This is a genomic window from uncultured Desulfosarcina sp. (genome assembly GCF_963664155.2).
In the GTDB taxonomy this organism is placed as follows: domain Bacteria; phylum Desulfobacterota; class Desulfobacteria; order Desulfobacterales; family Desulfosarcinaceae; genus Desulfosarcina.
On sequence record NZ_CAXXXH010000001.1, the window covers coordinates 4,286,931 to 4,310,572 of the forward strand.

Annotated in this window: 25 protein-coding genes; 14 read left to right on the forward strand and 11 right to left on the reverse strand. The window is 58.2% G+C overall.

Features of this window, described 5'->3' with window-relative positions:
• Positions 1 to 18: 18 nt before the first annotated feature.
• The gene (locus tag ACHZBS_RS19515; RefSeq protein ID WP_319408197.1) at positions 19 to 399 is read left to right on the forward strand and encodes an FHA domain-containing protein; all 381 of its coding nucleotides are present in this window, start codon (positions 19 to 21) and stop codon (positions 397 to 399) included.
• A 213-nt stretch (positions 400 to 612) separates the two neighbouring features.
• Here the strand turns inward: ACHZBS_RS19515 and ACHZBS_RS19520 are convergent, their stop codons facing one another.
• From ACHZBS_RS19520 to ACHZBS_RS19530, 3 genes are all read right to left on the reverse strand, one after another.
• The gene (locus tag ACHZBS_RS19520; RefSeq protein ID WP_319408198.1) at positions 613 to 2,883 is read right to left on the reverse strand and encodes a xanthine dehydrogenase family protein molybdopterin-binding subunit; all 2,271 of its coding nucleotides are present in this window, start codon (positions 2,881 to 2,883) and stop codon (positions 613 to 615) included.
• 63 nt (positions 2,884 to 2,946) lie between these two features.
• A complete protein-coding gene (locus tag ACHZBS_RS19525; RefSeq protein WP_319408199.1) occupies positions 2,947 to 3,825 on the reverse strand; it encodes a xanthine dehydrogenase family protein subunit M in 879 nt (292 codons plus the stop codon).
• 5 nt (positions 3,826 to 3,830) lie between these two features.
• Positions 3,831 to 4,322, reverse strand: coding sequence for a (2Fe-2S)-binding protein (locus ACHZBS_RS19530; RefSeq protein WP_319408200.1), 492 nt, complete (start codon positions 4,320 to 4,322; stop codon positions 3,831 to 3,833).
• A gap of 480 nt (positions 4,323 to 4,802) precedes the next feature.
• Between ACHZBS_RS19530 and ACHZBS_RS19535 the strand changes: the two genes are divergently transcribed.
• Complete coding sequence (locus ACHZBS_RS19535; RefSeq protein WP_319408201.1) at positions 4,803 to 5,798, forward strand: tRNA 4-thiouridine(8) synthase ThiI; 996 nt, start codon at positions 4,803 to 4,805, stop codon at positions 5,796 to 5,798.
• Between the two features lie 107 nt (positions 5,799 to 5,905).
• Here ACHZBS_RS19535 and rlmN read toward each other — a convergent pair whose 3' ends face one another.
• Positions 5,906 to 6,973, reverse strand: a complete 1,068-nt coding sequence (rlmN, locus tag ACHZBS_RS19540; RefSeq protein WP_319408202.1) for a 23S rRNA (adenine(2503)-C(2))-methyltransferase RlmN — start codon at positions 6,971 to 6,973, stop codon at positions 5,906 to 5,908.
• 196 nt (positions 6,974 to 7,169) lie between these two features.
• Here rlmN and ffh point away from each other — a divergent pair, with 196 nt between their 5' ends.
• From ffh to ACHZBS_RS19600, 12 genes are all read left to right on the forward strand, one after another.
• The gene (gene ffh / locus ACHZBS_RS19545) at positions 7,170 to 8,501 is read left to right on the forward strand and encodes a signal recognition particle protein (protein WP_319408203.1); all 1,332 of its coding nucleotides are present in this window, start codon (positions 7,170 to 7,172) and stop codon (positions 8,499 to 8,501) included.
• A 12-nt stretch (positions 8,502 to 8,513) separates the two neighbouring features.
• Positions 8,514 to 8,768 carry a 30S ribosomal protein S16 gene (gene rpsP, locus ACHZBS_RS19550; RefSeq protein ID WP_319408204.1) on the forward strand — a complete coding sequence of 85 codons (255 nt, stop codon included), beginning with the start codon at positions 8,514 to 8,516 and terminating at the stop codon, positions 8,766 to 8,768.
• Positions 8,769 to 8,815: 47 nt separating this feature from the next.
• Positions 8,816 to 9,046: a KH domain-containing protein gene (locus ACHZBS_RS19555; protein WP_319408205.1), complete on the forward strand. Its 231-nt coding sequence runs from the start codon at positions 8,816 to 8,818 to the stop codon at positions 9,044 to 9,046.
• Positions 9,030 to 9,572 (forward strand): ribosome maturation factor RimM, encoded by a 543-nt coding sequence (gene rimM, locus ACHZBS_RS19560; protein ID WP_319408206.1) that lies wholly within the window; start codon positions 9,030 to 9,032, stop codon positions 9,570 to 9,572. The genes ACHZBS_RS19555 and rimM overlap by 17 nt, the downstream gene beginning before the upstream one ends.
• Before the next feature lie 19 nt (positions 9,573 to 9,591).
• The gene (trmD, locus tag ACHZBS_RS19565) at positions 9,592 to 10,338 is read left to right on the forward strand and encodes a tRNA (guanosine(37)-N1)-methyltransferase TrmD (RefSeq protein ID WP_319408207.1); all 747 of its coding nucleotides are present in this window, start codon (positions 9,592 to 9,594) and stop codon (positions 10,336 to 10,338) included.
• Positions 10,319 to 10,888, forward strand: coding sequence for an RNA methyltransferase (locus ACHZBS_RS19570; protein ID WP_319408208.1), 570 nt, complete (start codon positions 10,319 to 10,321; stop codon positions 10,886 to 10,888). Before trmD ends, ACHZBS_RS19570 begins: the two co-directional genes overlap by 20 nt.
• 57 nt (positions 10,889 to 10,945) lie before the next feature.
• Positions 10,946 to 11,293 (forward strand): 50S ribosomal protein L19, encoded by a 348-nt coding sequence (gene rplS / locus ACHZBS_RS19575; protein WP_394708014.1) that lies wholly within the window; start codon positions 10,946 to 10,948, stop codon positions 11,291 to 11,293.
• Between the two features lie 33 nt (positions 11,294 to 11,326).
• The gene (locus ACHZBS_RS19580; RefSeq protein WP_319409101.1) at positions 11,327 to 11,983 is read left to right on the forward strand and encodes a ribonuclease HII; all 657 of its coding nucleotides are present in this window, start codon (positions 11,327 to 11,329) and stop codon (positions 11,981 to 11,983) included.
• Complete coding sequence (locus tag ACHZBS_RS19585; RefSeq protein WP_319408209.1) at positions 11,984 to 12,355, forward strand: YraN family protein; 372 nt, start codon at positions 11,984 to 11,986, stop codon at positions 12,353 to 12,355. It abuts the gene before it with no gap.
• Complete coding sequence (gene rsmI, locus ACHZBS_RS19590; RefSeq protein WP_319408210.1) at positions 12,330 to 13,223, forward strand: 16S rRNA (cytidine(1402)-2'-O)-methyltransferase; 894 nt, start codon at positions 12,330 to 12,332, stop codon at positions 13,221 to 13,223. Before ACHZBS_RS19585 ends, rsmI begins: the two co-directional genes overlap by 26 nt.
• A 5-nt stretch (positions 13,224 to 13,228) precedes the next feature.
• Positions 13,229 to 13,807, forward strand: coding sequence for a 4'-phosphopantetheinyl transferase superfamily protein (locus ACHZBS_RS19595; RefSeq protein WP_319408211.1), 579 nt, complete (start codon positions 13,229 to 13,231; stop codon positions 13,805 to 13,807).
• 329 nt (positions 13,808 to 14,136) lie between these two features.
• Entirely contained in the window at positions 14,137 to 14,469 is a 333-nt protein-coding gene (locus tag ACHZBS_RS19600) for a hypothetical protein (RefSeq protein WP_319408212.1), read from the forward strand.
• A 317-nt stretch (positions 14,470 to 14,786) separates the two neighbouring features.
• Here the strand turns inward: ACHZBS_RS19600 and ACHZBS_RS19605 are convergent, their stop codons facing one another.
• The 7 genes from ACHZBS_RS19605 to ACHZBS_RS19635 form a co-directional block, all read right to left on the reverse strand.
• On the reverse strand, positions 14,787 to 15,737 hold the full coding sequence (locus ACHZBS_RS19605) for an electron transfer flavoprotein subunit alpha/FixB family protein (protein WP_319408213.1): 951 nt from the start codon (positions 15,735 to 15,737) through the stop codon (positions 14,787 to 14,789).
• 2 nt (positions 15,738 to 15,739) lie between these two features.
• Positions 15,740 to 16,507, reverse strand: a complete 768-nt coding sequence (locus ACHZBS_RS19610; protein WP_319408214.1) for an electron transfer flavoprotein subunit beta/FixA family protein — start codon at positions 16,505 to 16,507, stop codon at positions 15,740 to 15,742.
• A gap of 113 nt (positions 16,508 to 16,620) precedes the next feature.
• The gene (locus ACHZBS_RS19615) at positions 16,621 to 17,958 is read right to left on the reverse strand and encodes an FAD-dependent oxidoreductase (protein WP_319408215.1); all 1,338 of its coding nucleotides are present in this window, start codon (positions 17,956 to 17,958) and stop codon (positions 16,621 to 16,623) included.
• Positions 17,959 to 18,355: 397 nt separating this feature from the next.
• A complete protein-coding gene (locus tag ACHZBS_RS19620; protein WP_319408216.1) occupies positions 18,356 to 18,997 on the reverse strand; it encodes a sarcosine oxidase subunit gamma SoxG in 642 nt (213 codons plus the stop codon).
• 38 nt (positions 18,998 to 19,035) lie between these two features.
• On the reverse strand, positions 19,036 to 21,951 hold the full coding sequence (locus ACHZBS_RS19625; protein ID WP_319408217.1) for a 2Fe-2S iron-sulfur cluster-binding protein: 2,916 nt from the start codon (positions 21,949 to 21,951) through the stop codon (positions 19,036 to 19,038).
• A complete protein-coding gene (locus ACHZBS_RS19630) occupies positions 21,948 to 22,208 on the reverse strand; it encodes a sarcosine oxidase subunit delta (RefSeq protein WP_319408218.1) in 261 nt (86 codons plus the stop codon). Before ACHZBS_RS19630 ends, ACHZBS_RS19625 begins: the two co-directional genes overlap by 4 nt.
• A 13-nt stretch (positions 22,209 to 22,221) precedes the next feature.
• Entirely contained in the window at positions 22,222 to 23,445 is a 1,224-nt protein-coding gene (locus ACHZBS_RS19635) for an FAD-dependent oxidoreductase (RefSeq protein WP_319408219.1), read from the reverse strand.
• Positions 23,446 to 23,642: the final 197 nt, after the last annotated feature.

Below are 23,642 nucleotides of genomic sequence, written 5' to 3' on the forward strand. Positions count from 1 at the left end.
TAAAAAAGGAGAAGAGAAATGGCGATGCTCGTTCTTACCCATGAAGGTCTAACCATCAAGAGGATTCCCCTTGATAAGGCCGAGCTGCGGATCGGCCGGAAAACCGATTCGGATATTTTCATCGACGACATGCTGGCCAGCCAGAACCATGCAACAATCGAAGTGATCGAAAACACGGACGCATCGGGCGGGTCGGACTATTTTATCGAAGACTTGAACAGCACGAACCATACCTACATCAACGGGGCCCCCATCGACCGGAAGAAACTGGCGCACAACGATGTCATCCGTATCGGCAAGCATACGTTCAAGTTCATCGACGAATCCGCGGACCCGGGTGACAAAACGGCCAAATTGCATAAAAGCTGGATCCCCGGTGTTTACTACACGAAAGACTGATAGGATTGCCGTCGGCCAAACCGGAAGACAATGGACATGCGGTATTCCTGTTCAGCCCGCGGATCGGTATGGTCTGCTAACGTTTTTTATTTCGTTTCTTCAGTTTTTGCCTGCGCCGATAACGCTTTCAGTCCCCGGCAGACCCGCAACCCTTTTCAACAGGAAAGGAGGGCATCGCCGCCATCGTGTCCCTGCCCATCGTCCGTCTTCGGCCTAAAGCTTACCCAATCCCTTGAGCACTTTCTCCGGCGTGATCGGCAGATCCTTGCACCGGTAGCCGGTGGCATGAAACACCGCCTCGGCGATGGCTGGCGCCGTGGGGGAAACCAGCCCCTCGCCGGCCTCCTTGGCGCCCATGGGACCTTCGGGTTCAAAGGTGTCGATGCATACCGACTCACCCGGCGGCATGTCTGCGGCGTTGGGGATTTTATAGTCCAGGAAGGTCGTATTCAAGGTCTTTCCGCCGTCCATGACGAACTGCTCGGACAAGGCGTAGCCCAGACCCATGTGCACGGATCCTTCCAACTGGCCTTCCACGGCCATGGGGTTGAGCACCGTGCCGCAGTCGTGGGCGGTCCACATTTTTTCCACCTGGACCTGGCCGGTATCGGTGTCCACCTTTACTTCAGCCACCTGGGCGCCGAAGCTGAAGGCCGGACTCACCAGCCCCTTGCCCCGGGGAGTGTAGGACCCCCTGGCCACCAGCGGTTCACCCCGCTGGGTCTTCTGGACAAAGGCCACCGCCTCGCCAAACGTCATTCCTCGGTCCGGTTTGCCTGCCGCAAACACCCGCCCGTCTGCAAATTCGATGTCGAAGATCACGTTGAGGTCGAACCGGGCCGAAACGGCGCCGGCCAGCCGTTCTTTGATTTTTCCGGCCGCGTCCAGAACCGCGTTGCCGGCCATCAGCGTCACCCGGCTGCCCCATGTTCCCAGGTCCGCCTGGGGGGTCATGGCCGTGTCGGCGGCGGTGAGCCGGACGTCTTCCATCCGCAGGCCCAGGGTTTCGGCCAGGATCTGCTTGAGCACCGTGTCCGATCCCTGGCCGATATCCGAGGCCATGGTAAGCAGATGGACGGTGCCGTCGTCAAAGGCCCTTACTTCGGCGGCCGAGAAGGGGTACTGGGTGTTGAACCAGTTGAAGACGCCGCCGGAGATGAAGCTGTAGCAGCCGATGCCCACGCCCCGGCCCGGTTTCAAGGTCTTGCGCTTGCGTGACCAGCCGCTGATACGCCTGACTTCCTTGAGGGATTCGATGAAACCGCAGGAGCTGATGGTGGCGACACCGGGCAGCTCGTCGCCGGAGACCATGGCGTTTTTCAGGCGGATCTCTACGGGGTCGATGCCGAGTTCTTCCGCGGCTATGTTCATCTGGGTCTCGGCGGCAAAGAGTGTCTGGGGGGCGCCGAATCCGCGCATGGCGCTGGCCGGAGGTTTGTTGGTATAAACGTGTTCGCCCAGGTAGCGGTAGTTGGGGTAGCGGTAGAGCATGGCGCCGAAGTTGCCGGAAAGGAAGGTGGCCGTGGGGCCCATGGCGTTGTAAGCGCCGCCGTCCAGATAGATGTGCAGGTCCTTGGCCACCAATGTGCCGTCGTTTTTAAAACCCACCTTGGAGTGCACGGTCATGGGATGGCGCCGGCGCCCGAAAGCCAGCTCTTCTTCGCGGGTGAGGGTGAACTTCACCGGCCGGCCGGTCTGACGGGCCATGAACGCCGCGCAGAACTCCCAGGGCCGCAGCTCCATCTTGCCGCCGAATCCGCCGCCCACATTGGGCTTGATCACCCGGATGTCATTTTCGCGCATGTTCAGGGTGGATGCCAGCAGGCACTGCACGATGTAAGGGGTCTGGGTGGAAGTCCACAGGGTGATGCGGCCGTCCAGGTCGCTCTGGGCGACGCAGGCGCAGGGCTCCATGTAAGCGTGGCTGACGGCGTGGACGGTGAAGGTGTCCTCGCGCACATAGTCCGATGCGGCAAATCCCGCATCGATATCCCCGTAGGCGATCTTGCGGTCGATGCTGATATTGGTGGGCGACGTGTCGTGAACCACCGGCGCACCCGTGGCCAATGCCGATGCCACATCGAAGACGCCGGGAAGTTCTTCGTATTCCACTTTAATCTGTTCGATGGCCGCCTCGGCGGCATCCCGGTCCACGGCGGCCACGGCGGCGACTTCATCGCCGATGAAGCGCACCTTGTCCATGGCCAGGGCATATTCGTCCTGCGTGCCGGGGAATAGCCGCCAATTCCCGTAGGTGACCCGGGGGATGTCCTGTCCGGTAATGATGCAGTGCACACCGGGCATGGAAGCCGCTCGGCGGGTGTCGATGCTAAGTATTCTGGCGTGGGGCAGCGGGCTTCTGAGCAGTTTGCCGTGAAGCATACCGGGCAGTTTGATGTCGTCGGCATAAATAGCCTGGCCGGTGGCTTTGGCCCGGCCGTCGGTCCGGGGGATATCTTTTCCGATGATGCTGTGCGCGTTCATGGGCAATCCTTTGTTGAGAATCGGCGCGTGCCGCCGGTGCAAGAAATCTACGCGATGCCGGCCCTACTGTTTGCGGATCGCCATTTTCCGGGCGTCGGTAAGGGCTCGTATGACCAGCACCGAGACCATCTTCCAGCGATAGGGGGCGCTGGCCCGCACGTCGGTGATGGGCGACGTCTCTTCCGATGCCGTCCGGGCCGCCTGGCGAATCAGGGTGTCGGTCATTTTTTTCCCGATCAGCATCTTTTCCGCCGCCTGGGTGCGCATGGGCACCGGGGCGCAGGCGCCGACGATGATCCGTGCATCCGTGCAGCGGTCGGCTTTGAGAACAACCAGGGTGCCTACGCCTACCGCGGAGCAGTCCAGTTTTCCCCGCTGGGAGAGGCTGTGGTAGGCCGTGCCCGATCCGGCAGCGGGAAAAGGAACGCGGATGGCGGTGACGATTTCACCGGGCTTGAGCGCGGTCAGGCCCGGCCCCAGGAAGAATTGGTCCAACGCCATGCACCGGCAGCCCGTGGGGCCGGCGATGTCCACCATCGCGCCCATGGCCATCAGGGTAGGGGCATTGTCCGCCGACGGAGAGGCGTTGCACAGGTTGCCCACCACGGTGCCCATGTTGCGCACCTGCACGTTGGCGGTACCACCGGCCGCTTCGGCCACGGTGGGATAGTAGCGGCGGATGCCTTTATGAGCGGCCACGTCCGCCAGCAGGGCGGTGGCGCCGATGGTCAGCCCATTTTTTTTATCAACGGTGATGGCATCCAGTCCCGCGATCTGCTTGAGGCTCAGGATGCGTTTGGGAGATAGCATCCGATGGCGAATCTTGACCAGCAGGTCGGTGCCGCCGGCCATGACCCGGGTGTCCCTGTCGCCCTCGACGAGAGCGGCCACCGCCGCATCCACGGTTGTTGGGGCGATATAATCAAATCGGGCTGCTGGCATGACCGTCACCTCCTGGATTTGGATGGGTGTTTGATGCGTCGGCCGGCTTCGGCGATGGCATCCACGATTTTGTTGTAACCGGTACAGCGGCAAAGGTTGCCGGAGATGGCCGATCGGATCTGGGTGTCGCTGGGAGACGGGTTGGTTTTCAGCAGGTTCAGGGCGGAGAGTTCCATGCCGGGGGTGCAGAATCCGCACTGGATGGCCCCTTTTTCGATGAAGGCCTCCTGGATGGGATGCAGCGTTTCACCGGAGGGGGCCAGCCCTTCCACGGTGAGGATCTGTCTGCCATCCATCTCCACGGCCAGGGTGAGGCAGGAACTGACGCTTTTGCCATCCACCATCACCGTGCAGGCGCCGCAGTCTCCCGATCCGCAGCCCAGCTTGGTTCCCGTCAGGTTAAGATCCTCGCGTAACACTTCGTTGAGCGTACGCCAGGGCTCCACGGAAAGATGGTAGGTGTCGCCGTTGACCGTCAGATTGATGTCATGTTTCATGGGTGGCTCCCAGGGGGGATGGTTAGGTTTTTAGGCTGAAGGTTAAAGGCTTAAAGTTCGCATCCGGTTTCCGTCCACGGACCTTTGTCGTCTAAGAGGAGCTATATCATAGCTGTTATGTATTCCGTCAAGGCCTAAACCCAAAACCTTGATCCCGGGCTTGATTTTTCCGATCGCTTCGTGCAGTAACGGTGGCCCCGGATAGATGGGTGGGGAGTGTTTGTCAACGGCCATGCCCCGACAGCGGCGCGGCCATCGCTTGACAGGCGTGTGGTGTGTCTTTACCCTTATCAAACGGTCAATTATAAAATATCCCGTTTCGATCAATAAGAGGGCGGGCTCCCATTTCAGTTCTCGACCGATGCCATGTCTGCTTTCGGTTGAAATGATTGTCCGCCTGATTGGTCCAGACTGAAGCGTTTTGAAGCAGGCTCCAAAATATCGTGAAGTCGTGGTGCCTGCGTTAACGGAAAGGAAATCATGTCTTCAGACAAAAAGGTTGTTCGTGCCCTGGGGCTCTGCTCCGGTGGGCTGGACAGTATTTTAAGTGCGCTGGTTTTGCGGGAACAGGGGATCGAGGTGCACTGGGTATCCTTTGAGACTCCCTTCTTTTCATCGGTAAAGGCAAAAAAGGCCTCTGAAAAAACCGGCATTCCGCTCATGGTGCGCAAAATTACCCCGGTATACCTGGCGATGATGCGGTCGCCATCCGTGAAATACGGCAAGAACATGAATCCGTGCATGGACTGCCATACGCTGATGTTTCGCCTGGCCGGCGAGATCATGACTGAGCGGGGTTTCGATTTCCTCTTTTCCGGAGAGGTGCTGGGGCAGCGCCCCATGAGTCAGACACGCACCTCCCTGCGTTATGTGGAAAAGCACTCCGGATATGACGGGACCATCGTAAGGCCCCTTTCCGCAAAAAATCTACCGGAGACCCTCCCGGAAAAACAAGGACTCGTGGACCGGGAGCGGTTGCTGGATATTTCCGGCCGGTCCCGGAAACCGCAGCTGCTACTGGCCGAAAAATTCGGGGTGACCGATTTTCCGGCGCCGGCCGGCGGGTGTCTGCTGACGGACAAGATTTTCAGCCGCCGGCTCAAGGATCTTTTCGACCACCAGGCCGACTACCCGGAAAAGGACCTCGACCTTCTCAAATTCGGCCGGCACATGCGCCTGGATCCAAAGACCAAAATCGTTGTGGGCCGCACCCGCCAGGACAACGAACAGATCAATCACTGCATCGACCCGGAAACGGACATGGTGTTGAAAGTGGATGATTTTCCCGGCCCGGTGGTGGTGATTCCCGGCGGCGGCAGTGAGCCGATGGTGACGCTGGCCGCTGGCATCTGTGCCGGCTACAGCAAGGCGCCGAACCAAACCCCGGTGGCGGTGAACGTGCAGATGGGTCTGAATCGCCGCCAGGTGACGGTCCTGGGGATTCCGCCGGCAGAGATTAAACGGTATATGATCTAAAGAGGTGGATAGGCTGAAGGTTGAAGTCGGATGTCGGGGGACAGAAGCTTGAGGACAGAAAAGGCCGAAAAAGTTGAAGACCGATTGCGGTCCTCAGCACCCGGAGATCAGTCTCCCTTTTTCAGTCCTCGGACCTCGGCACTCAGTTGGCCGCAGGCGGCGCCAATGTCCTGCCCCTTGCTGTGGCGGACGATCACCGTGTAATGATGATCGGCCAGGAATTCCTGGAACTGGCTGATCCGGGATGCATCGGGGCGCTTGAATTCGCTTCCCGGGTGTTCGTTGAAAGGGATCAGGTTGATCTTGGCTTTGATGGGGCGCAGCAGTTTCACCAGCCGTCCGGCGTCGGCCATGCTGTCGTTGACGCCTTTCATCAGGATGTATTCGAAGGTGATCTTTCGGCGGGGCGGCAAGGGATAGCTTCGGCAGGCCGCAATCAGGTCGGCGATAGGATACTTGCGGTTGATGGGCATCAGGCGGCTGCGGGTGTCGTCGTCGGTGGCATTGAGGGATACGGCCAGATTTACCCGGATGTCACGTCCCAGGTCGGCCATTTTAGGAACCAGCCCCGCAGTGGATACGGTGACCCGCCGTGTGGAGATCTTAAGGCCGAAATCGCCGTCGGTGATTACATCCAGGGCCTGGACCACATTTTTATAATTGGCCAGCGGTTCTCCCATACCCATGAAGACGATGTTGGTCAGGGGCATGCCGCCTTGCACACTTACCTGATGTTGGACATCGCGCACCTGTGAGATGATCTCTCCGGCAGATAGGTTGCGTGCAAATCCCCCCCGGGCCGTCATGCAGAAGCTGCATCCCTGGCTGCATCCCACCTGGCTGGAGATGCACAGGGTGAAATGCTCCTTTTCGGGGATGATCACCGTTTCGATGTGAAGGCCGTCGTGAAGCCTGAACAGCAGCTTGCGGGATCCGTCCCGGGAGACGGCCTCGCTTTCCACCTGCAGGCGGGGATTGACGAAGGCCGCTTCCAGGTCCGCCCGGAGCGGTTTTCCCAGGTTGGTCATGTCGTCAAACCGGTCGGCCTGGCGCAGGTACACCCACCTTAAAATCTGGTCGGCGCGAAAGGGACGTCTGCCCTGGCCCGTCAGCCAGTCGGCCAACTGTTGCCGGGACAGGTCTTTGATGTCGATTTTGCTTGATTCTGGGGCCATGATGTGGGATCCACGTGCCGGACCGGGTTGTCGGACCGGGGTTGTCAAGGGGTACATGGGTAATGCAAGGGCTCGAATCTGCCCGTGCCCATCGATTGAACAGGAATACGGGGCCTTTTGGCCTTTTTTATTGTCTTGACATACCATTTAAAAAAATCTACTTTCAAGGTTTTAGTTGATCTGCCGGTGGAATGTCATGTTTGACACGCTCAGCGACAAGCTAAATTCGGTCTTCAAGCAGCTCAAGGGGCAGGGCAAGCTTTCTGAAAAGAATATTGCCGACGGCCTGCGTGCGGTGCGTATGGCGCTTCTGGAGGCCGATGTCCACTACCAGGTGGCCAAGAAGCTGGTGGCCGATATCAAGGTGCGCGCGCTGGGCAAGGAGGTTATGGGCAGCCTCACTCCTGGCCAGCAGGTGGTGAAGATCGTCAACGAATCGCTCACCGAGCTCATGGGGGAAACCCATCAGGGGCTGAACCTGTCTGGGGAAAAGCCGGTCGCAGTTATGCTGGTGGGCCTTCAGGGCTCGGGTAAGACCACCACGGCGGGAAAACTTTCGGTGATGCTGCGAAAATCCGGAAAACTGCCCTACCTGGTGCCGGCCGACGTCTACCGGCCCGCGGCCATCGACCAGCTGAAAACGTTAGGCGACCAACTGGGCGTGCCGGTTTACGATTCCACACCGGACATGGATCCGGTGAAGATCTGCCAGGATGCCCGGGTGGCGGCCCAAAAGGCGGGCTGCGACACCCTTTTGCTGGACACCGCCGGACGGCTTCACATCGATGAAACCTTGATGGATGAGCTGGCGCGTATTCGCGCGGCGGTGAAGCCCACGGACATCCTGCTGGTGGCCGACGCCATGACCGGCCAGGATGCGGTGAACATCGCCAAGTCCTTTGATGAACGCCTGGACATCGGCGGTGTGGTGCTCACTAAAATGGACGGTGATGCCAGGGGCGGGGCGGCTCTGTCGATCCGTTTCATTACCGGTAAGCCCATCAAGTTCATCGGCGTGGGTGAAAAACTCAGCCAACTGGAAGCCTTTCATCCGGATCGCATGGCCTCCCGGATTCTCGGCATGGGTGACGTCCTCACCATGATCGAGAAAGCCCAGGAGGCGGTGGACGAGAAAAAAGCCGTCGAGCTTGAAAAAAAGTTACGCAAAAACCAGTTTACTCTGGAGGATTTCCGCGATCAGATGCGCCAGATTCGCAAAATGGGATCCTTGACGGATATTCTGGGCATGATTCCCGGTATGGGCAAAATCAAGCAGATGAAGAACCTGCAGGTGGACGAAAAGGAACTGGTCCACATCGAAGCCATTATCAATTCCATGACGCCCCATGAGCGGCATCAATACGGAATTATCAACGGCAGCCGCCGCAAGCGGATTGCCGCCGGGAGCGGAACCCGGGTCCAGGATGTAAACCGTCTGCTGAAAAATTATGCACAGGTGATGAAAATGATGAAGAAAATCAATAAAGGCGGTATGCGCGGATTGGGCCGCGGCATGCTGCCCTTCTAAAGGAGAACAACAATGGCAGTAAAGATCAGACTGGCCCGGCATGGGGCAAAAAAGAGACCCTTTTACCGGATCGTCGCCGCTGACAATGACAGCCCCAGGGACGGTCGTTTTCTGGAAAAACTCGGAACTTACAATCCGCTGCAGGATCCGGCACAGGTGATTCTGGATGCGGAAAGGGTCAAGTACTGGATCGGCCAGGGAGCCACTCCCAGCGATACGGTCAAAACGATCCTGAAACGTGAAGGTGTTTTCGCCGCTGCGGAATAACGGATTGCACCGAACCTGGTCTCAGCCGCAACAAAGGAGACGGAGCTATGAAAGAGCTGATCAAATTCATTGCGCGGGAGTTGGTTGATTTCCCCGACCAGGTTTCCGTTGAGGAGATTGAAGGTAACCAGACATCCGTTATTGAATTGAAAGTGGCCAAAGAGGATTTAGGTAAGGTGATCGGCAAGCAGGGGCGGACGGCTCGAGCCATGCGCACCCTGTTGAGCGCGGCGTCCGCTAAAATTAAAAAACGTACGGTTCTTGAAATCATCGAGTAGCCTCAACGGCAGGGACGACCTCGTCCTGGTGGGCCGGGTGGTCGGTGCCCATGGCATTCGGGGTAGCCTCAAGGTCCACTCCTATGCCGAATCCCTGTCCGTCTATGAAGCGGGCAAGGAAATCCTGGTTTCACACCCCGATGGCTCGGTACGGACCCTGACCGTTCAATGGGTGCAGTCCTACGGACGGGGGCTGCTGATGACCCTTGAGGCGGTGACCGACCGCGATCAGGCCGAAAGCCTGGCCGGATCGGAATTATTCGTGGGCAAATCTCGCCTGCCGGCGCTGGAGGAAGACACCTATTACTGGTTCGATCTGGTGGGACTGAGTGTCTATAATACCACCGGGACCCTGCTGGGTCGCCTAGAGGAAGTCATTCCCACCCCTGGCAACGATATTTACGTGGTCAAGGGCAAGCAGAACGGACAGCCAAAGGAACTGCTGATTCCCGCCACCGGCGACGTGGTCGTGAAGGTTGACCTGGAAGGCCGGACCATGATCGTGGATCCGCCGGAAGGGCTTTGAACCGGCGGCTGATGGAACCATGAACGTTTGTGTACTCACCCTTTTCCCTGAGCTGTTTGGCCCGTTCTGGGATCACGGAATCATCCGGCGCGCGGTTCAGGGTCAAAAAATAAACCCCGCTGTCATCAATATCCGCGACCATGCCAAAGGGCGGCATCGGGTTACCGATGACCGGCCATACGGCGGCGGATGCGGGATGGTGATGAAACCGGAACCCCTGGCAGCGGCCCTGGCAGAAGCCAGAAAAAGGGTGCCTTCGGCAACGACGCTGCTTCTGTCGCCGCAGGGAAAGCGGTTCGATCAGTCCCTGGCCCAATCCCTGGCCGTCGAGGAAGGACTCATTTTCGTCTGCGGTCGTTATGAAGGCGTGGATGAACGGTTTGTCGACCAGCATATAGATGCGGAGATCTCCATCGGTGACTTCGTTCTCACCGGCGGCGAGTTGGGGGCCATGGTGGTGATCGATGCGGTGGCAAGGCTGATCCCCGGTGTGCTGGGCAACGAGGATTCTGCCGGAAGCGATACCTTCAGTGACGGGCTTGTAGAGCACGCGCACTTTACGCGGCCGCCGACCTTCGGAGATGCGCCGGTGCCCGATGTGCTGCTATCCGGGAATCACCAGGAGATCGACCGGTGGCGCCGGGAAACCGCCTTGATCCGGACTGTCTTGAAACGGCCGGACCTTTTAGCGCAGCGGGATTTTTCTCCGCAGGAGCGGGCAATACTGGAAAAATGGCGCCGGGACATTGACAGGCTCATCGGGTAAACGGCTTTACGTCGCCTTGATTCACCATCCGGTGATCGACAAGAACGGGAAAACGATCGCTTCGGCGGTCACCAACCTGGATCTGCACGACATTGCCAGAGTGTGCCGAACCTATGGGGTCAAAGGCTACTATGTCATCACCCCGCTGAAGGACCAGATGGTGCTCGTGAACCGCATCCTTGACCACTGGGGCACCGGGGTGGGGGGAACATACAACCCCAATCGCCGGCAGGCGCTGGAGCTGGTCCGGGTCAAGGCCACCTTCGAGGAGATGATCGGCGAAATTGCCGCAGCGGAAGGGTGTCGGCCCAAGACCGTCGGCACGACGGCCAGACGGCATGCAGGCAGCCTGCCATACCTCCGGTTGCGTGAAATGCTGGTCGATGCGACGCCGCTCGTTCTGGCCTTCGGCACGGCATGGGGGCTTTCCGACACGTTCATGGCCGAGGCGGATTATATACTGGATCCGTTGACCGGGACGGGCACATACAATCATCTGTCGGTGCGGTCTGCGGTGTCGATCATCCTGGACCGGGTGCTGGGCGGCTGAATCCGAGTATAACGCTGAATGCAGCTTTGAAACATAACATCATTATCGGGAGTAATCATGGAAATCATCAAGAACATCGAAAGAGAACAGATCCGCATGGATCTGCCCCACTTCACACCGGGAGACACCGTCACCGTTCATGTGAAGATCCGTGAAGGCAACAAAGAGCGTATCCAGGCCTTCCAGGGCGTTGTCATCAGCAGGAAAAAAGGGATGGCCAATGCTACCTTCACCGTCCGCAAAGTCTCATACGGCGTGGGTGTTGAGAGGGTCTTCCCGACAAATTCGCCCATCATCGACCGGGTCGAAGTGGTTACCCGCGGTCGGGTGCGGCGGGCCAAGATCTACTACCTGCGCAAACTGCGCGGAAAAGCTGCCAGAATCCGGGAAAAACGATTCAAGTAAGTCATTGCCACCGCCCACACACGCCCTTGGCCCCTGGCGTCGGTTCGTCGGCAAACCCGCAAACGGTCGGATCACATGATATCAGACCTCTGGGCATTTGAAAGAAGAGCCCGCGACATGGGCCGTCAGATCGTTGCAGGCATCGACGAGGCCGGCCGGGGTCCCTTGGCCGGCCCCGTCGTTTCTGCCGCGGTCGTCCTGCCCGACGGTGCCGACCTTCCCGGGATCGACGATTCCAAGAAGCTGACACCGGCCATGCGCAGCCGCCTTTACGACCGGCTGTATACCGTTGCCAGTGCCATCGGGATCGGAATGGTGGACGCGTCCGAGATCGATCGCGTCAATATCCTGCAGGCCTCCCTGCATTCCATGGCCATGGCGGTGGCCAACCTGCAGCCCCGCCCGGACCATCTGCTCATCGACGGCATTTTCACCATCGCTTCGGATCTGCCCCAGCAGGCCATCAAAAAGGGGGATTCGCTGAGCATCTCCATTGCCGCGGCCTCCATCGTGGCCAAGGTCACCCGGGATCGGATCATGACCCAGGTAGATACCCTTTTCCCCGAATTCGGATTCTGCCGTCATAAAGGGTATCCCACCCAAACTCACCGGGAGGCCATCATGCGCCACGGATGCTGCCCCATTCACCGCCGGACCTTCAAGGGGGTTCGGGAGTATCTGGGACGATAAATGCTCAACCGGCAGCAACAATTCGGAAAAAAGAGCGAGCGACTGGCCGAGGAATTTCTCAAGCGGACGGGCTACCGCATCCTCGAAACCAACTATCGATCCAAAATGGGTGAAATCGACATCATTGCCATGGAGAAGCGTACCATCGTTTTCGTGGAAGTGAAGGCCCGGAACACCCGCCGGTTCGGCAGTCCCAAAGGCGCCGTCACCCCTGCCAAACAGCGAAAAATATCCATGGCCGCCCTGGACTACCTGAAACGGTCCGGACAGACCGGCGCCAGCGCCCGTTTCGACGTGGTGGCCATCGACACCGCTTCCGGGAAAATCGACATCGAGGTCGTCAAAAATGCCTTTGCCCTTGCCTATGGATGACCGGGAGCCGGTTCGATGCCCAAGCGGCCTGTATGTGGTGGCAACGCCCATCGGCAATCTGGAAGACATCACCCTGCGTGCCATCAGGGTCCTGAATGGGGTCGACCTGATCGCCGCCGAGGATACCCGCCACACCACCCGACTGCTGTTCCACTACGGCATTCGCACGCCCCTCATCTCCTGCCATGAGCACAACGAACGCCACCGTACCCCGGAGCTGATTGACAAGATCCGGTCCGGTGGCTCCGTGGCCCTGGTTTCCGATGCCGGCACACCCTCGGTTTCCGATCCTGGTTACCGGCTGGTGAGCACAGCCGTAGAATCGGGTCTGACTGTCTTTCCCATTCCGGGCGTGTCGGCGGCAGTCACGGGGCTGTGTGCATCGGGACTGCCCACGGATGCCTTCGTCTTCCTGGGATTTACGCCCAAAAAAAAGGGTAAACGGATGGATCTGCTGGCTTCGCTGGCCGCTGAACCCCGGACGCTGATTTTTTACGAATCTCCCCGGCGAGTGTCGGTTTTTTTAGATGAGATCCGTGCGGTGATGGGCGACCGGCACGCGGTGCTGGCCCGTGAGATGACCAAAATTCACGAGGAGTTCATCCGCGGCACGCTTTCCGAAATCCTGATCGTGCTGGCCGATCGTCCCGAGGTCAAAGGAGAATGCACGCTGATGGTGGACGGCGCAGCGGCTTCCGATTCAGTTCCCACGGATGACCTGGCCGACGCGCTTCGCGATGCGCTGGCGCAACCCGGGGCCCATCTTTCGGGCCTGTCCAAAGCCTTTGCCCACCGCTACCAATTGCCCCGGAAAACGGTCTACGAGATGGCCTTGGCGATTCAAAAAGAAACCGGTGCACCGGATTGATTCCCATGATGCCAGCAGCGACGACAATCTTTCCGGTGATCTTGACGGTCTCTGAAGCCGATCAGCGCCTCAGCGGGCGGGACAAGGTCAAGGCGCTGAGCCGTCTGGCCCGGTCGGCCCTGATGAAATCATGTGAAAAAAGCGGGCTTCATCTGAACAGCTTCCCCAAGAACCAGAAGGGCGTTCCGCTTCCGGTAGGCGGCGTCCACTGGTCAGTGACCCACAAATCCGACATGGTTGGCGGCGTGGCGTCCACTTCGCCAGTGGGAATGGACCTGGAGACGATCCGTCCGGTGAGCGACGCCTTGCTGGCGAAAGTTGCCAGTGAGGACGAATGGAAACTGGTGGGCGGCAATCGGCAGAATAACTTTTTCCGCTTCTGGACCGCCAAGGAGGCTGTGCTCAAGGCTGTGGGAAAGGGCATGGCCGGCCTGTCCCGCTGCCGGGTGGCGGCGATCGCCGACGACACGTATATGACGCTCACCTACGATGAGACCCGCTGGCCGGTGGCCCATTACTGGTTCGACGACCATGTGGCCGCTCTGACCGCCCGGCACTTCTCGGTTTCCTGGATACGGTATTAATACCGCTTGTCCGCTCCACCTTCCTTGGCACTCTCCATATCGCGAAAGACCTGGCACGTATGGGAAAGCACCGCCTGCTTTGGATCCTACCAATAAACTACCAATCGGTTTCTCAATTGATATTGATTTTGCTTCTCTCAGATCTTAACGTAAAAACCTTCCGGAGTTAGGATTAAAATGAAAAGGAACTTGGGCGCTTATTCTTTAATATATCCTGATCGTCAGCATTATCTCCTTTTACGGCCCACGGTTGGTCTTACCGATTGACCGAACGTGTAACCCGAATTTGCACCACTACTCCAAACCATTTGTGAAGGGAAAAGTTGGTCATGTTGAGAAAAAAACCATACATCGAAGAACGTAAGACCGTAACGGAAGAACAGTTGCTGGGGCGGGTGGAAACGCTTAAATCAATAGGGATGACCGAAAGCCAAATTCAACGGGATGCGCAGGTCAGACATTTTAAAGGAAAGATTCGCCAGGCAAAACACCAATTGGCCGGCATTCTGGAACTGGAAAACCAGATCATCCGCAAGAAGGAAATCAAAGCCGAAAAACTGGCGGCCCCGAAAGTGGCGCCTCCCAAAAAGCGACATGCTCAGGATCCCGTAAAGAAAAAGGCTAAAAGGGAAAAACAAATCGCCCCGGCAGCGGCAGACTAATTGACAGCCAGACGCGATAGGTGCTGGAAATCTATTTGAGAAGAGACCTTCTGATCCTTTTGGACCGGCAATGGTGTGCGTGATGCATCAAGTGCCTACGACACCGACGGTGATAGTGACAAGACGGATAAGCCTGACCCCATTTTATTGTGGTCAGGCTTATCCGTAAAAAAAAGCTTGTCTGGGGCGTGTTTTGAACATGGGTGACAGGCATTCAGAGAAAAATTTTTCGGTTGACTGCTGTCGCATCGGTTCGATTTGAAATGCTTCCGAATCAACCATAAAACCGGGCTGCCAGGTCTTCACGATATTCCCTTTCAATGCCTTGCCGCCGCCAAGGCTTTTTCCAGTTCAGGCAGGATTTCAAAAAGGTCGCCCACGGCAAAATAATCGCAGTTGGCCATGATGGCGGCGTTTTCATCGGTGTTGATGGCAATGATCATTTTGGCGGTTTTCATTCCGGCAAAGTGCTGGATGGAACCGGAAATGCCTACGGCCATATACACTTTGGGATTCACCTTGACGCCGGTCTGGCCCACCTGCATGGCGTAGGGCACCCAGCCGTTGTCTACGGCCACCCGGGAGGCGCCGACAGAGGCATTCATGTGCCTGGCGCAGTCAAAGAGCAGTTTAAAGTTCTCAGCGCGCTTCAATCCCCTTCCACCGGAAATGATGATGTCCGATTCGGCCAGGTACTTGGACCCGCTGCCGTCGGTTCGTGTTTCGATTACTTCGTACCCGCTGCCTTGATAACCGTCAAAGGAGAAATCGATAAATTCCGCCGTCGCCGGTGCTTTCAGGGGGGTGACGACGTTGGCCCGCATGCCATAGATAAAATGACCGCCGGTCAGGGCGATGGTGGCGACGGTCTTGCCCGAATACTGGGAGGTCTTCACCCGGTGGACGTCCAGGTCGATTTCGGTGCAGTCCATGATCAGCGGGGCGTCCAGGAGGGCGGCGATGCGCGGCAGCAGCTCCCTGCCGCTGGGGCTGGTGAGGCCGATCAGGCTGTCGATCCCAAATTCCTGCATGGCAGCGGCCACCGCCGCCGCCCGGCGGGCCGGATCCCAACTGCGGTTGCCGGTGCGGATGTTTACGATGCGGGCCACGCCATAGGCTTCCAGCACCGTTTGGGCGTCCGTGGCCGATTCATCCACTACCAGGGCAACGAGTTGCCGGTTTTCTCCGCGGGCGGTGGTGGCCATGCCGAAATTGGCTTCCTTGACCTGCCCGTCCTTGAGTTCGATGAGAAGTCCGATAGATTTCATGATCAGATCACCTTGGCTTCATTTTTCAGGATGTCCACAATCTGCGCGGCGATGTCGGCGGCGCTGCCCGTCAGCGCTTTGGGGGTGCGCTGCTCGACAGCCGGCACCAGTTCCTGGATCTGCATGCCGGCTACCGGCGGATCGATGGCCAGTTCAGCCAGGCTGATCTTTCTGACCGGCTTCTTGCGGGATTTGACGATGTCGGGGAAGGTCGGGTAACTAGGCGTGTTCAAACCCTTGCCGGCGCCGATAACGCAGGGTGCAGTCATACGGATGACGTCGATGGTTCCCGCTTCTCTTTCGCTTTCCACCCGCACACAGTACCCGTCGATATCCACCTTGATCACATTGGTGGCCACGGGAAGGCCCAGGTTCCCAGCCAGGCGGAACTGGGTCTGCATGCCTTCGCTGTCGATGGATTCCTTTCCAGTGAAAATAATCCACGGCCGGCCGTCGGCCTGAATGGCGGCGGCCAGGGCGAGCGCGGTAAAGATACTGTCCTGGCGTCGGTCGGCTTCGATGAGGATACCGCGGTCCGCCCCCATGGCCATAGCCGCGCGCAGGGTGTTTTCCGCAGCCGGTTTGCCTAAACAAACGGCCACCACCTCGCTATCGGGCACCTCGGTTTTTATTCTGGCCGCTTCGGTGACAGCATGCTCGTCGTAGGGGTTGAGCAGGAAAGTGATCTTCTCGTTGATACCGGTCCCGCCCTCGACGGTGATGGTGGCAGCGGAGTCGGGAACGTGCTTGACACAGACGTAGATGTTCATGATTTTTCGGTTCAGTCCTGATTCGGGTTCCACAAAAAAAACGGGCCTGCCGCAGCAGACCCGTTTCAATTAGCAACAACTCATCCGTCTTGCAAGCATGGATGCCACCGGCGTTATCCGTTGACGGAAAAGCTAGAGTTATAGTTGATTTCGCGTTTACGGGAGAAGAAACCCACATCCAGGTTTCGTCCGGTGTATTTCATTTTGAACTGGAAGGGCTTTTTGTCGTGATCCAGACCTTTTTCACACGCATCGATCAGTTCGGCCATCATGGCACCGACCACCGGCGCGTTCTTGTACTGGTTGCCGCTGGTGCCGACGGCCATGTAGAAACCGCCTAGATCGGATTTGTCGTAGACCGGGATCCAATCGTCGGAGATGTCGTACAAGTCGCAGACACCCTTGGGCTGATTGGGTACCTTCAGGGTGGGGACACGTCGTGCCAGGCGGTAGCACTGGGCTTTCCACTGCTCTTCGGTGAGCTGGTTGTCGCGGCCATGGCCGCCCCTGCCAGCGTAGAATTCGTCTGGATCGGGATACTCTTTGGGATCGCATTCCGGATCTTCGGAGCCGATCAGGAACAGGTTGCCCACTTCCGGGCGCACGTAGCAGCCGATATCTCCATCGCTCTGATGGTAGCCCTTATTAATGTAGTCATAATCCTCGGGGGCAGGGCAGTACATGACCTCATGGCGCAGGGCTTTGGTTTTGATGTTGCAGCCTTCCCAGACGCCCGGGGCCATCTGGTTGATCTTGAAGGAGTGAGGGCCGGCGCAGTTGACCACGACCGGTGCGTCGATTTCGGTGCCGTCGGCCAGGGTGATTCCCTGGACCTTGCCTTCGGCGGCGCGAATTTTGACCACCTCGGCGTTGAACATGAACGTGGCGCCCTTGGCTTCGGCGGCGCGCATGATATTGTGGGCGGACAGGGCCGGGTCATTCACATAACCTCCCTCGGGACAGAACAGGCCGCCTTCGAGCATCTTGGTAGGTTCTTCCCAGAATGCCGGATCCTCGGGACGTTTGACCGGCCAGAATTCGTGCAGGTCGAGCACCGGAACCATCTCCAGGATCTCTTCGTTGGTCAGTTCCTTATACTGTACGCCTACGGCATCGTAGTGTTTTTTCACGTTCTGCCACTTGTGCCCCTGGGATTTGATCAGCAGGGAGCCGGTGTTCATGAACTTGGCCAGGCCCTTTTCGTCTTTCACATGATCCAGGTAGTTCTCCCAGTCCAGCCAGTATTTGAAACCCTCGTAGGCAAAGGCCACACCGTCTTCGGTGGAGTAGTGCGCGCGGACGATGGCGCATGAACCGGCCGTGGAGCCTTCACCGGCATCGGGCAGCTTGTCCACGCTCATGGTCTTGTAACCCATCTTGGAAAGCTCGTAGGCAATGGGGGCACCGATCACGCCGGCCCCGATGATAATGGCGTCATACTTTTTGGTCATGGTTTCCTCCGTCAAGTGAGATGCGTAATTGTTCGGTCTGATTGAATGGTATAACGATTCCTGAAAATTACAAATGCAAAATAGGCGCCGAAAGTAAATTAAATATGATTTTTTTAAAATCTTTTTTAATTATGAATCCAATAAGTTATTTGATTGATGCATGGACCGGCGTATAATAAACCATTCCGTCACGGAAAAAATGAAAAAAAATTTAACTGAAAAGAAAAATATTTTTCTGATTTTAAGAAAACTTTTTTTCACCTTGGCCCGATAATCCGGTATTGATCATTGGGCGGTTGTTCGCCAGAATCCCAAGCCGGAGACCGAAGCGGAAGTCACCCGCTTCAGTCTCGCTTTCAGTCTTGTTACTCCACGTAAACGCTCTCGTGCACAAAAACTACCCCTGAAGGCCTTGAATCCAGGCATTGAAGCGGTTTTCCCCTGCCGGCCTCAGACCAAGCGCGGACCCGGCTTCCAGCATGGCGTGAACCATGCTGTCCCCATAACCCCGGCTGCAGGTCAGCAGAAATCCGCCGTTGCCGTCGGCGGTCTTTTCCAAGGTTACGATCTGGCAGGGCACGTGGCAGAAAGGGCCCTGATACAGAAACGGCGCATTTTTGGCCGGGTCCAAAAAGTCCAGGGCGGTCAGCTTTTCGGCGATGAAAAACGCCTTGGGGCCGAACAGGGCCAGAAACACAGTGGACTCGGTGACGTCGGTATAGCCGGAAAAATCAGGCAGGCCCGGCGCTTCCGCGCCCAGGTGGAAGATCGATGCCTGGGTGCGGTTCATGCGGTTGATCAGCGTGTTGTCGGCAAAGGTGCATTCGCCCGGTGCTTCCGGCACAGCCAGGTCGCAGGGAGTCAGTTCGCCGACTTTCCTGTCCTGCAGATCCCAGCGGGTTTTGTGCGCCAGGTCCACCAGCCAGGGGCCCTGGCCCTCTTCGTCATATTCCAGTGCTACCGTCCAGTTGTCGCGCGCCTCAACTTTCAGCGGGCTGACTTTGAACTGCACCGGGGATTCTCTTTTTATTTCAGCCATCGTAGTTACCTCTATTTGCCTTATGGAATATCGAATTCTTAATTTTTCATTTTCTTGCCGTCCGGGTCATAAAAGGGCGTGGCAACAACCCTGGCATACAGGCGAACGCCGTTGCACTCATCCTCAAATATCTCTATCCGGGTCCCGATGTCAGCCAGCTGGGATTCCACCAGGGCCATACCCACGGCCTGGCCGGTGGTGAAGCTTTTGCGCATGGTGGCCACGTAGCCGCGGACCTTGTTGTCGACAATCAACGCGCCGTCGCGGGCGGGCCGGTTGTCATCTTCCATGCGGATGCCCACCAGCTTGAGCCGGCCGGTGTCTTTTTCGGCCTGGCGCAGGGCCACGGCACCCACGGTCTTGGCATCGGTCTTCCTACGGTCCCAGAGAAAACCCAGGCCCAGGTCCAGCAGGTTGGTGCGCTGTTCGGATTCGGAGCCGAGAATGACGTGGCATTTCTCCATGCGCAGCACGTTCTGGGCTTCCACGCCGAAGTTGCGGATGCCGAATTCGGCGCCGGCTTCCTTGAGCATGTCCCAGACGGCCTGGGTGTAGGATGAGGGTACGTGCAGTTCGTAGGAAAGCTCGCCCACAAATCCCAGGCGCATGGCCCGCACGAAGATGGCGTCCTTGATCAAAAACTCCTGGTACCCGGAAAAGGGAAAAGCTTCGCTGGAAAGGTCGATGTCCACTACCTTGGAAAGGACCTTGCGGGCATTGGGGCCGGAGATGTTGATCACGCCCATGGCGTCGGTCAGGTTGACCAGAGAAAAATCCCACCCGTCGAAACGGGTATGGTAGCGGATCCATTCCACGGTCTGCCCGGCCCGGCCGGTGGAGGTGGTGAAATAGTAGTCGTTTTCACCCAGTTTGACCACCACGCCGTCATCGATGACGCAACCGTCGTCGTTGCACATGGCCGAATACTTGATGCGGCCCTCCTTGACCTTGCTCATGTCCGATACGTACACCCGCTGAAGGGCCTTGAGGGCATCGGGTCCGTGGATACGGAACTTGCCCAGGGTGGAGCCGTCCAGCATACCCACATTGTTGCGGACGTTGAGGATCTCTTCCTTGCAGTCGAAGTCCTCGGAAAAGTAACGCGCCCGCTGCCAGACACCGATGTTGCGGAAGATGCCTCCATCGGCGATCTGGGAGTCGTGCAGCGGCGTATGCTTGAACATGTGATGGTTGTAGCCGGCATAGGTGGCCAGAAACGTCGGCACCAGCGGCGGACGCACCGTGGTGGGAACCGGCGTGCTGATGGATGCCGTATACTTGGCCACGAACAGGGGCAGGTTGTGCCCCGGGATGCCGCCCTGGCCCGGGCCGGTGCCGGCCGAGGTAAAGCGTTTGATCAGTTCGGGGACATCGAAGCCCATCTCGATGGCCTGTTTGATATTTTTAATGGTGGTGTCTTCATCGAAGCAGATGAAGCTCTTGCGTCCCTTGACCGGCGCTGTGACCAGCTTGCAGCCGCGTTCCGGGCCGGGGAGGGCCGATGCAGCCTTCTCTGCCTCGGCAACGGTTTTGCCCACGTCCGCACCGGCGGCAGCCGCCGCCTTGAGGCCGGCCAGGCGCCCGGAGGCTTCGATGGCGTCGGGATGGTTGACGCCGGTGATCCGGCCGGCGGGGAACATTTTTTCGGGCAGTTCGGTGGGCAGGAAGTAGCCGGTGTGGCTGTCGTAGCCCATCCTGGCCTGGGCCAGGATGAAGGGGCCGGTTACCGGGGTCAGTCCGGCAGATGCCACCAGCAGGTCGCAGGGGAATTGCCGCTTGACAGTGCCTTCAACGGTGGACAGGGTGACTTTTTCGACTTTTTTGCAGCCGTGCGCCTTGGCCGCCACCCATCCCTTGAGGACCGGTATCTTGCGTTCGGCCAGGGCCAGCATCAGCTCCGGGTTCTGGCCGTCTTCACGGATATCGGCCACACAGTTGATCTTCAGCCCCAGGTCGAACAGATCGACAGCGGCTTCGAGGCCCAGATCATGGCCCACGGAAAAGACTGCCTCGCTGCCCGGCAGCAGACCGTAGGTGCGGGCCATGCGATGGGCGCATCCCACCTGCATGACGCCGGGGCGTTCGTTGTGGTCGAAGATCAGCGGGCGTTCGATGCAGCCGGTAGCCACCACGACGCTGTCCGAGCGGATCTCGATGTAGCGTTCGGTAAAGGTGTCCGAGGCCTTGCCCACCTGAAAAGCGGTGATCAGGTTGTTGTTGTAGGCCCCCACCATCGAGGTGTGCGTGAAGACCCGGATGTTGCCGGTCTGTTTCACCTTCTCGGCCAGATCCCGCGCCCGCTCATAAAGGGGCGTTCCCCCGGCGGTGGTGCTGACCCGGTAGTCGAAGCATCCGCCCAAGTGGGGGCGGGATTCCAGCAGAACCACCCGCAGGCCCGACTCGGCCGCCGCCAGGGCGGCGGACATGCCGGCGGCGCCGCCGCCGATGATGGTGACCTCGGCTTTAATGAACATCTCGTCATACTGGCCCTTCATCTGGTAGTCGGCGGAAATGACGCCGATGCCGGCGGCCTTGCGGATCTGCTTCATCGCCACGGGCCAGATGGCTGCGGGCTTGTGCATGGTCTTGTAGTAGAATCCGGCCGGCATCATCCAGTCCAGCTTGTCGATGAAGGCCAGCCAGTCCCGGTCGGCAGATCCTTTGACATTCTGTTCCCTGACCACCATGCCGTCTTTCAGCAGGGTGTTTTCGGTGCGGACGTTGGGGACGCCGTTGACATCCATGCAGGTGTTGCTGCACTCGCCGTCGAGACTGTAAAGCCCGCGGGGGCGGTGATATTTCAAACTGCGTGCAAAGACCCGGACGCCATTGGCAAAAAGGGCCGTCGCAACAGTATCTCCGGCCACCCCCTGGACGGTTTTTCCCCGGTAGTTCAGGGACAGTTTTTCCGACGGGGTGATGCGGAGTGTGGGCAATTGGTTAAGCCTGTTCATTTGCTTGCCTCCGGTTTAGCCACTTCGAGGTTTTGGGTTGTGTCACGCCAGGTGGTGAACCAGGATCCGCATCCATCGCGGTGAAACCACCACTCTTTCTGGACGCCGGCCGTGCACTTGTTCATATGGACATAATCGCACCAGGCGGCAGGGGTCAGCCCCGCTTCGGCCGGGCGCGGTCCCTTGTCTTCTCCCCCATAGCGAAATTCGTATCCGTTGCGTTTGCCGCAGACGGGGCAGGTGAGTGTTAGGGCCATAATTCAATCTCCTTTAGTTGTTGGGCGTATAGCTGACCAGTTCGGCGGTTTCACCCATCAACTGGTGGTTTTCATATCGGCGCAGGTTGAACGGCTTGAGCATGTCCGGGCAGTGGCCGCTGGCCATGTACTGTGCCATGTATTTGCCGACGGCGCTGCAGGATTTAAAGCCGAAGTAGCCCCAGCCGCAGTCCATGTAGAAGCCTTCGAAATGATCGTTGCCGTCCATGATGGGCGCCATGTCCGGGGTCATGTCCGCCAGACCGCCCCAGATACGCATGAATTTTACGCCGCGCAGGCAGGGCAGCCAGTCGGAAAGGGCTTCGGCCTGGTGCTTGATGTAATGGGCCGTGTTTTGCGTCGTATAGTTGGGCCACTGGTCCATGTGGGCGCCGGTGGCGATTTCGCCTTTGAGCGTCTGGTTGGCATAGCAGTGGTAGGCACCCGACGAGACCACGTGGTCGAGCAGGGGTTTCAGCGGCTGAGTGACCATCGCCTGGATGGTCAGCACGGCGATGGGCAGCTTGATACCCAGCATGTGGTAGATCAGACCGGCACTGTAGCCACCGGCACTCACCAGCACGCGGGGGGTGTGGATACGGCCGCGGGAGGTTTCCACACCGGTGATTTTTCCGCCTTCGGTGTGAATGGCGGTGGCTTCGGTGTGCTGGTGGATGTCTACGCCGTGCTTGGCGGCCCCTTTGGCCAGCCCCCAGACCACGGCGTCATGGCGCACGATGCCTCCGGGGGGGTGAAACATGGCCCCGTGGATAGGGAAGGTGATATCCTCGGAAATGTTCAACGCCGGCACCAGTTCCTTGGCCTGCTTGGCGTCGATGAGGTGGCTCTCCACGCCGTGGAACTGGGCGGTGGCGATGGTCATGCGAGCCGCCTTCATGGCCGCTTCACTGTGCATCAGGTTGAGGTTGCCGCAGTTGTTGAACATCAGGTTGTAGTCCAACTCTTTGGTGAGTACCGGCCACAGATCAAGCGCTTCCTTGTAGAGCGGAACGTTGTACTGCGTGCGCTGGTTTGCCCGCACGATGGCTGTGTTCCGGCCGGCACCGCCGAACCCGATGAAACGTTTTTCAATGATGGCCACATCCGTGAGGCCATGCTCCTTGGCCAGGTAGTAAGCTGTGGCCAGACCGTGAAGGCCGCCGCCGATGATCACTGCATCGTAGCTGGACTTCAGTCTGGTTTGGTTGCCCCACAGGGGCTTGGATTTCCAGAACATACGCTCTCCCTACATGATTTTAAGATAAAAATGCGTGGGTGACGAAGAACCCTATCACTCCCAATTGTTGTTGAAGGTAACTGAATGAAATGAAACATGTCAATAGGAAAATAAAAAATTGATGTGAAAATATTCAAACAGCCTTGACAAAAAAAATTAATAGTAATAAATACATTTAAAAAAAATGGGTTATGGAA

What these genes read in the sequence shown, in the direction of transcription:
- ACHZBS_RS19515 (WP_319408197.1), top strand. Translation starts at nt 19, where the DNA reads ATGGCGATGCTCGTTCTTACCCATGAAGGTCTAACCATCAAGAGGATT.
- ACHZBS_RS19520 (WP_319408198.1), bottom strand. Translation starts at nt 2,883, where the DNA reads ATGAACGCGCACAGCATCATCGGAAAAGATATCCCCCGGACCGACGGC.
- ACHZBS_RS19525 (WP_319408199.1), bottom strand. Translation starts at nt 3,825, where the DNA reads ATGCCAGCAGCCCGATTTGATTATATCGCCCCAACAACCGTGGATGCG.
- ACHZBS_RS19530 (WP_319408200.1), bottom strand. Translation starts at nt 4,322, where the DNA reads ATGAAACATGACATCAATCTGACGGTCAACGGCGACACCTACCATCTT.
- ACHZBS_RS19535 (WP_319408201.1), top strand. Translation starts at nt 4,803, where the DNA reads ATGTCTTCAGACAAAAAGGTTGTTCGTGCCCTGGGGCTCTGCTCCGGT.
- rlmN (WP_319408202.1), bottom strand. Translation starts at nt 6,973, where the DNA reads ATGGCCCCAGAATCAAGCAAAATCGACATCAAAGACCTGTCCCGGCAA.
- ffh (WP_319408203.1), top strand. Translation starts at nt 7,170, where the DNA reads ATGTTTGACACGCTCAGCGACAAGCTAAATTCGGTCTTCAAGCAGCTC.
- rpsP (WP_319408204.1), top strand. Translation starts at nt 8,514, where the DNA reads ATGGCAGTAAAGATCAGACTGGCCCGGCATGGGGCAAAAAAGAGACCC.
- ACHZBS_RS19555 (WP_319408205.1), top strand. Translation starts at nt 8,816, where the DNA reads ATGAAAGAGCTGATCAAATTCATTGCGCGGGAGTTGGTTGATTTCCCC.
- trmD (WP_319408207.1), top strand. Translation starts at nt 9,592, where the DNA reads ATGAACGTTTGTGTACTCACCCTTTTCCCTGAGCTGTTTGGCCCGTTC.
- rplS (WP_394708014.1), top strand. Translation starts at nt 10,946, where the DNA reads ATGGAAATCATCAAGAACATCGAAAGAGAACAGATCCGCATGGATCTG.
- ACHZBS_RS19585 (WP_319408209.1), top strand. Translation starts at nt 11,984, where the DNA reads ATGCTCAACCGGCAGCAACAATTCGGAAAAAAGAGCGAGCGACTGGCC.
- rsmI (WP_319408210.1), top strand. Translation starts at nt 12,330, where the DNA reads ATGCCTTTGCCCTTGCCTATGGATGACCGGGAGCCGGTTCGATGCCCA.
- ACHZBS_RS19595 (WP_319408211.1), top strand. Translation starts at nt 13,229, where the DNA reads ATGATGCCAGCAGCGACGACAATCTTTCCGGTGATCTTGACGGTCTCT.
- ACHZBS_RS19600 (WP_319408212.1), top strand. Translation starts at nt 14,137, where the DNA reads ATGTTGAGAAAAAAACCATACATCGAAGAACGTAAGACCGTAACGGAA.
- ACHZBS_RS19605 (WP_319408213.1), bottom strand. Translation starts at nt 15,737, where the DNA reads ATGAAATCTATCGGACTTCTCATCGAACTCAAGGACGGGCAGGTCAAG.
- ACHZBS_RS19610 (WP_319408214.1), bottom strand. Translation starts at nt 16,507, where the DNA reads ATGAACATCTACGTCTGTGTCAAGCACGTTCCCGACTCCGCTGCCACC.
- ACHZBS_RS19615 (WP_319408215.1), bottom strand. Translation starts at nt 17,958, where the DNA reads ATGACCAAAAAGTATGACGCCATTATCATCGGGGCCGGCGTGATCGGT.
- ACHZBS_RS19620 (WP_319408216.1), bottom strand. Translation starts at nt 18,997, where the DNA reads ATGGCTGAAATAAAAAGAGAATCCCCGGTGCAGTTCAAAGTCAGCCCG.
- ACHZBS_RS19625 (WP_319408217.1), bottom strand. Translation starts at nt 21,951, where the DNA reads ATGAACAGGCTTAACCAATTGCCCACACTCCGCATCACCCCGTCGGAA.
- ACHZBS_RS19630 (WP_319408218.1), bottom strand. Translation starts at nt 22,208, where the DNA reads ATGGCCCTAACACTCACCTGCCCCGTCTGCGGCAAACGCAACGGATAC.
- ACHZBS_RS19635 (WP_319408219.1), bottom strand. Translation starts at nt 23,445, where the DNA reads ATGTTCTGGAAATCCAAGCCCCTGTGGGGCAACCAAACCAGACTGAAG.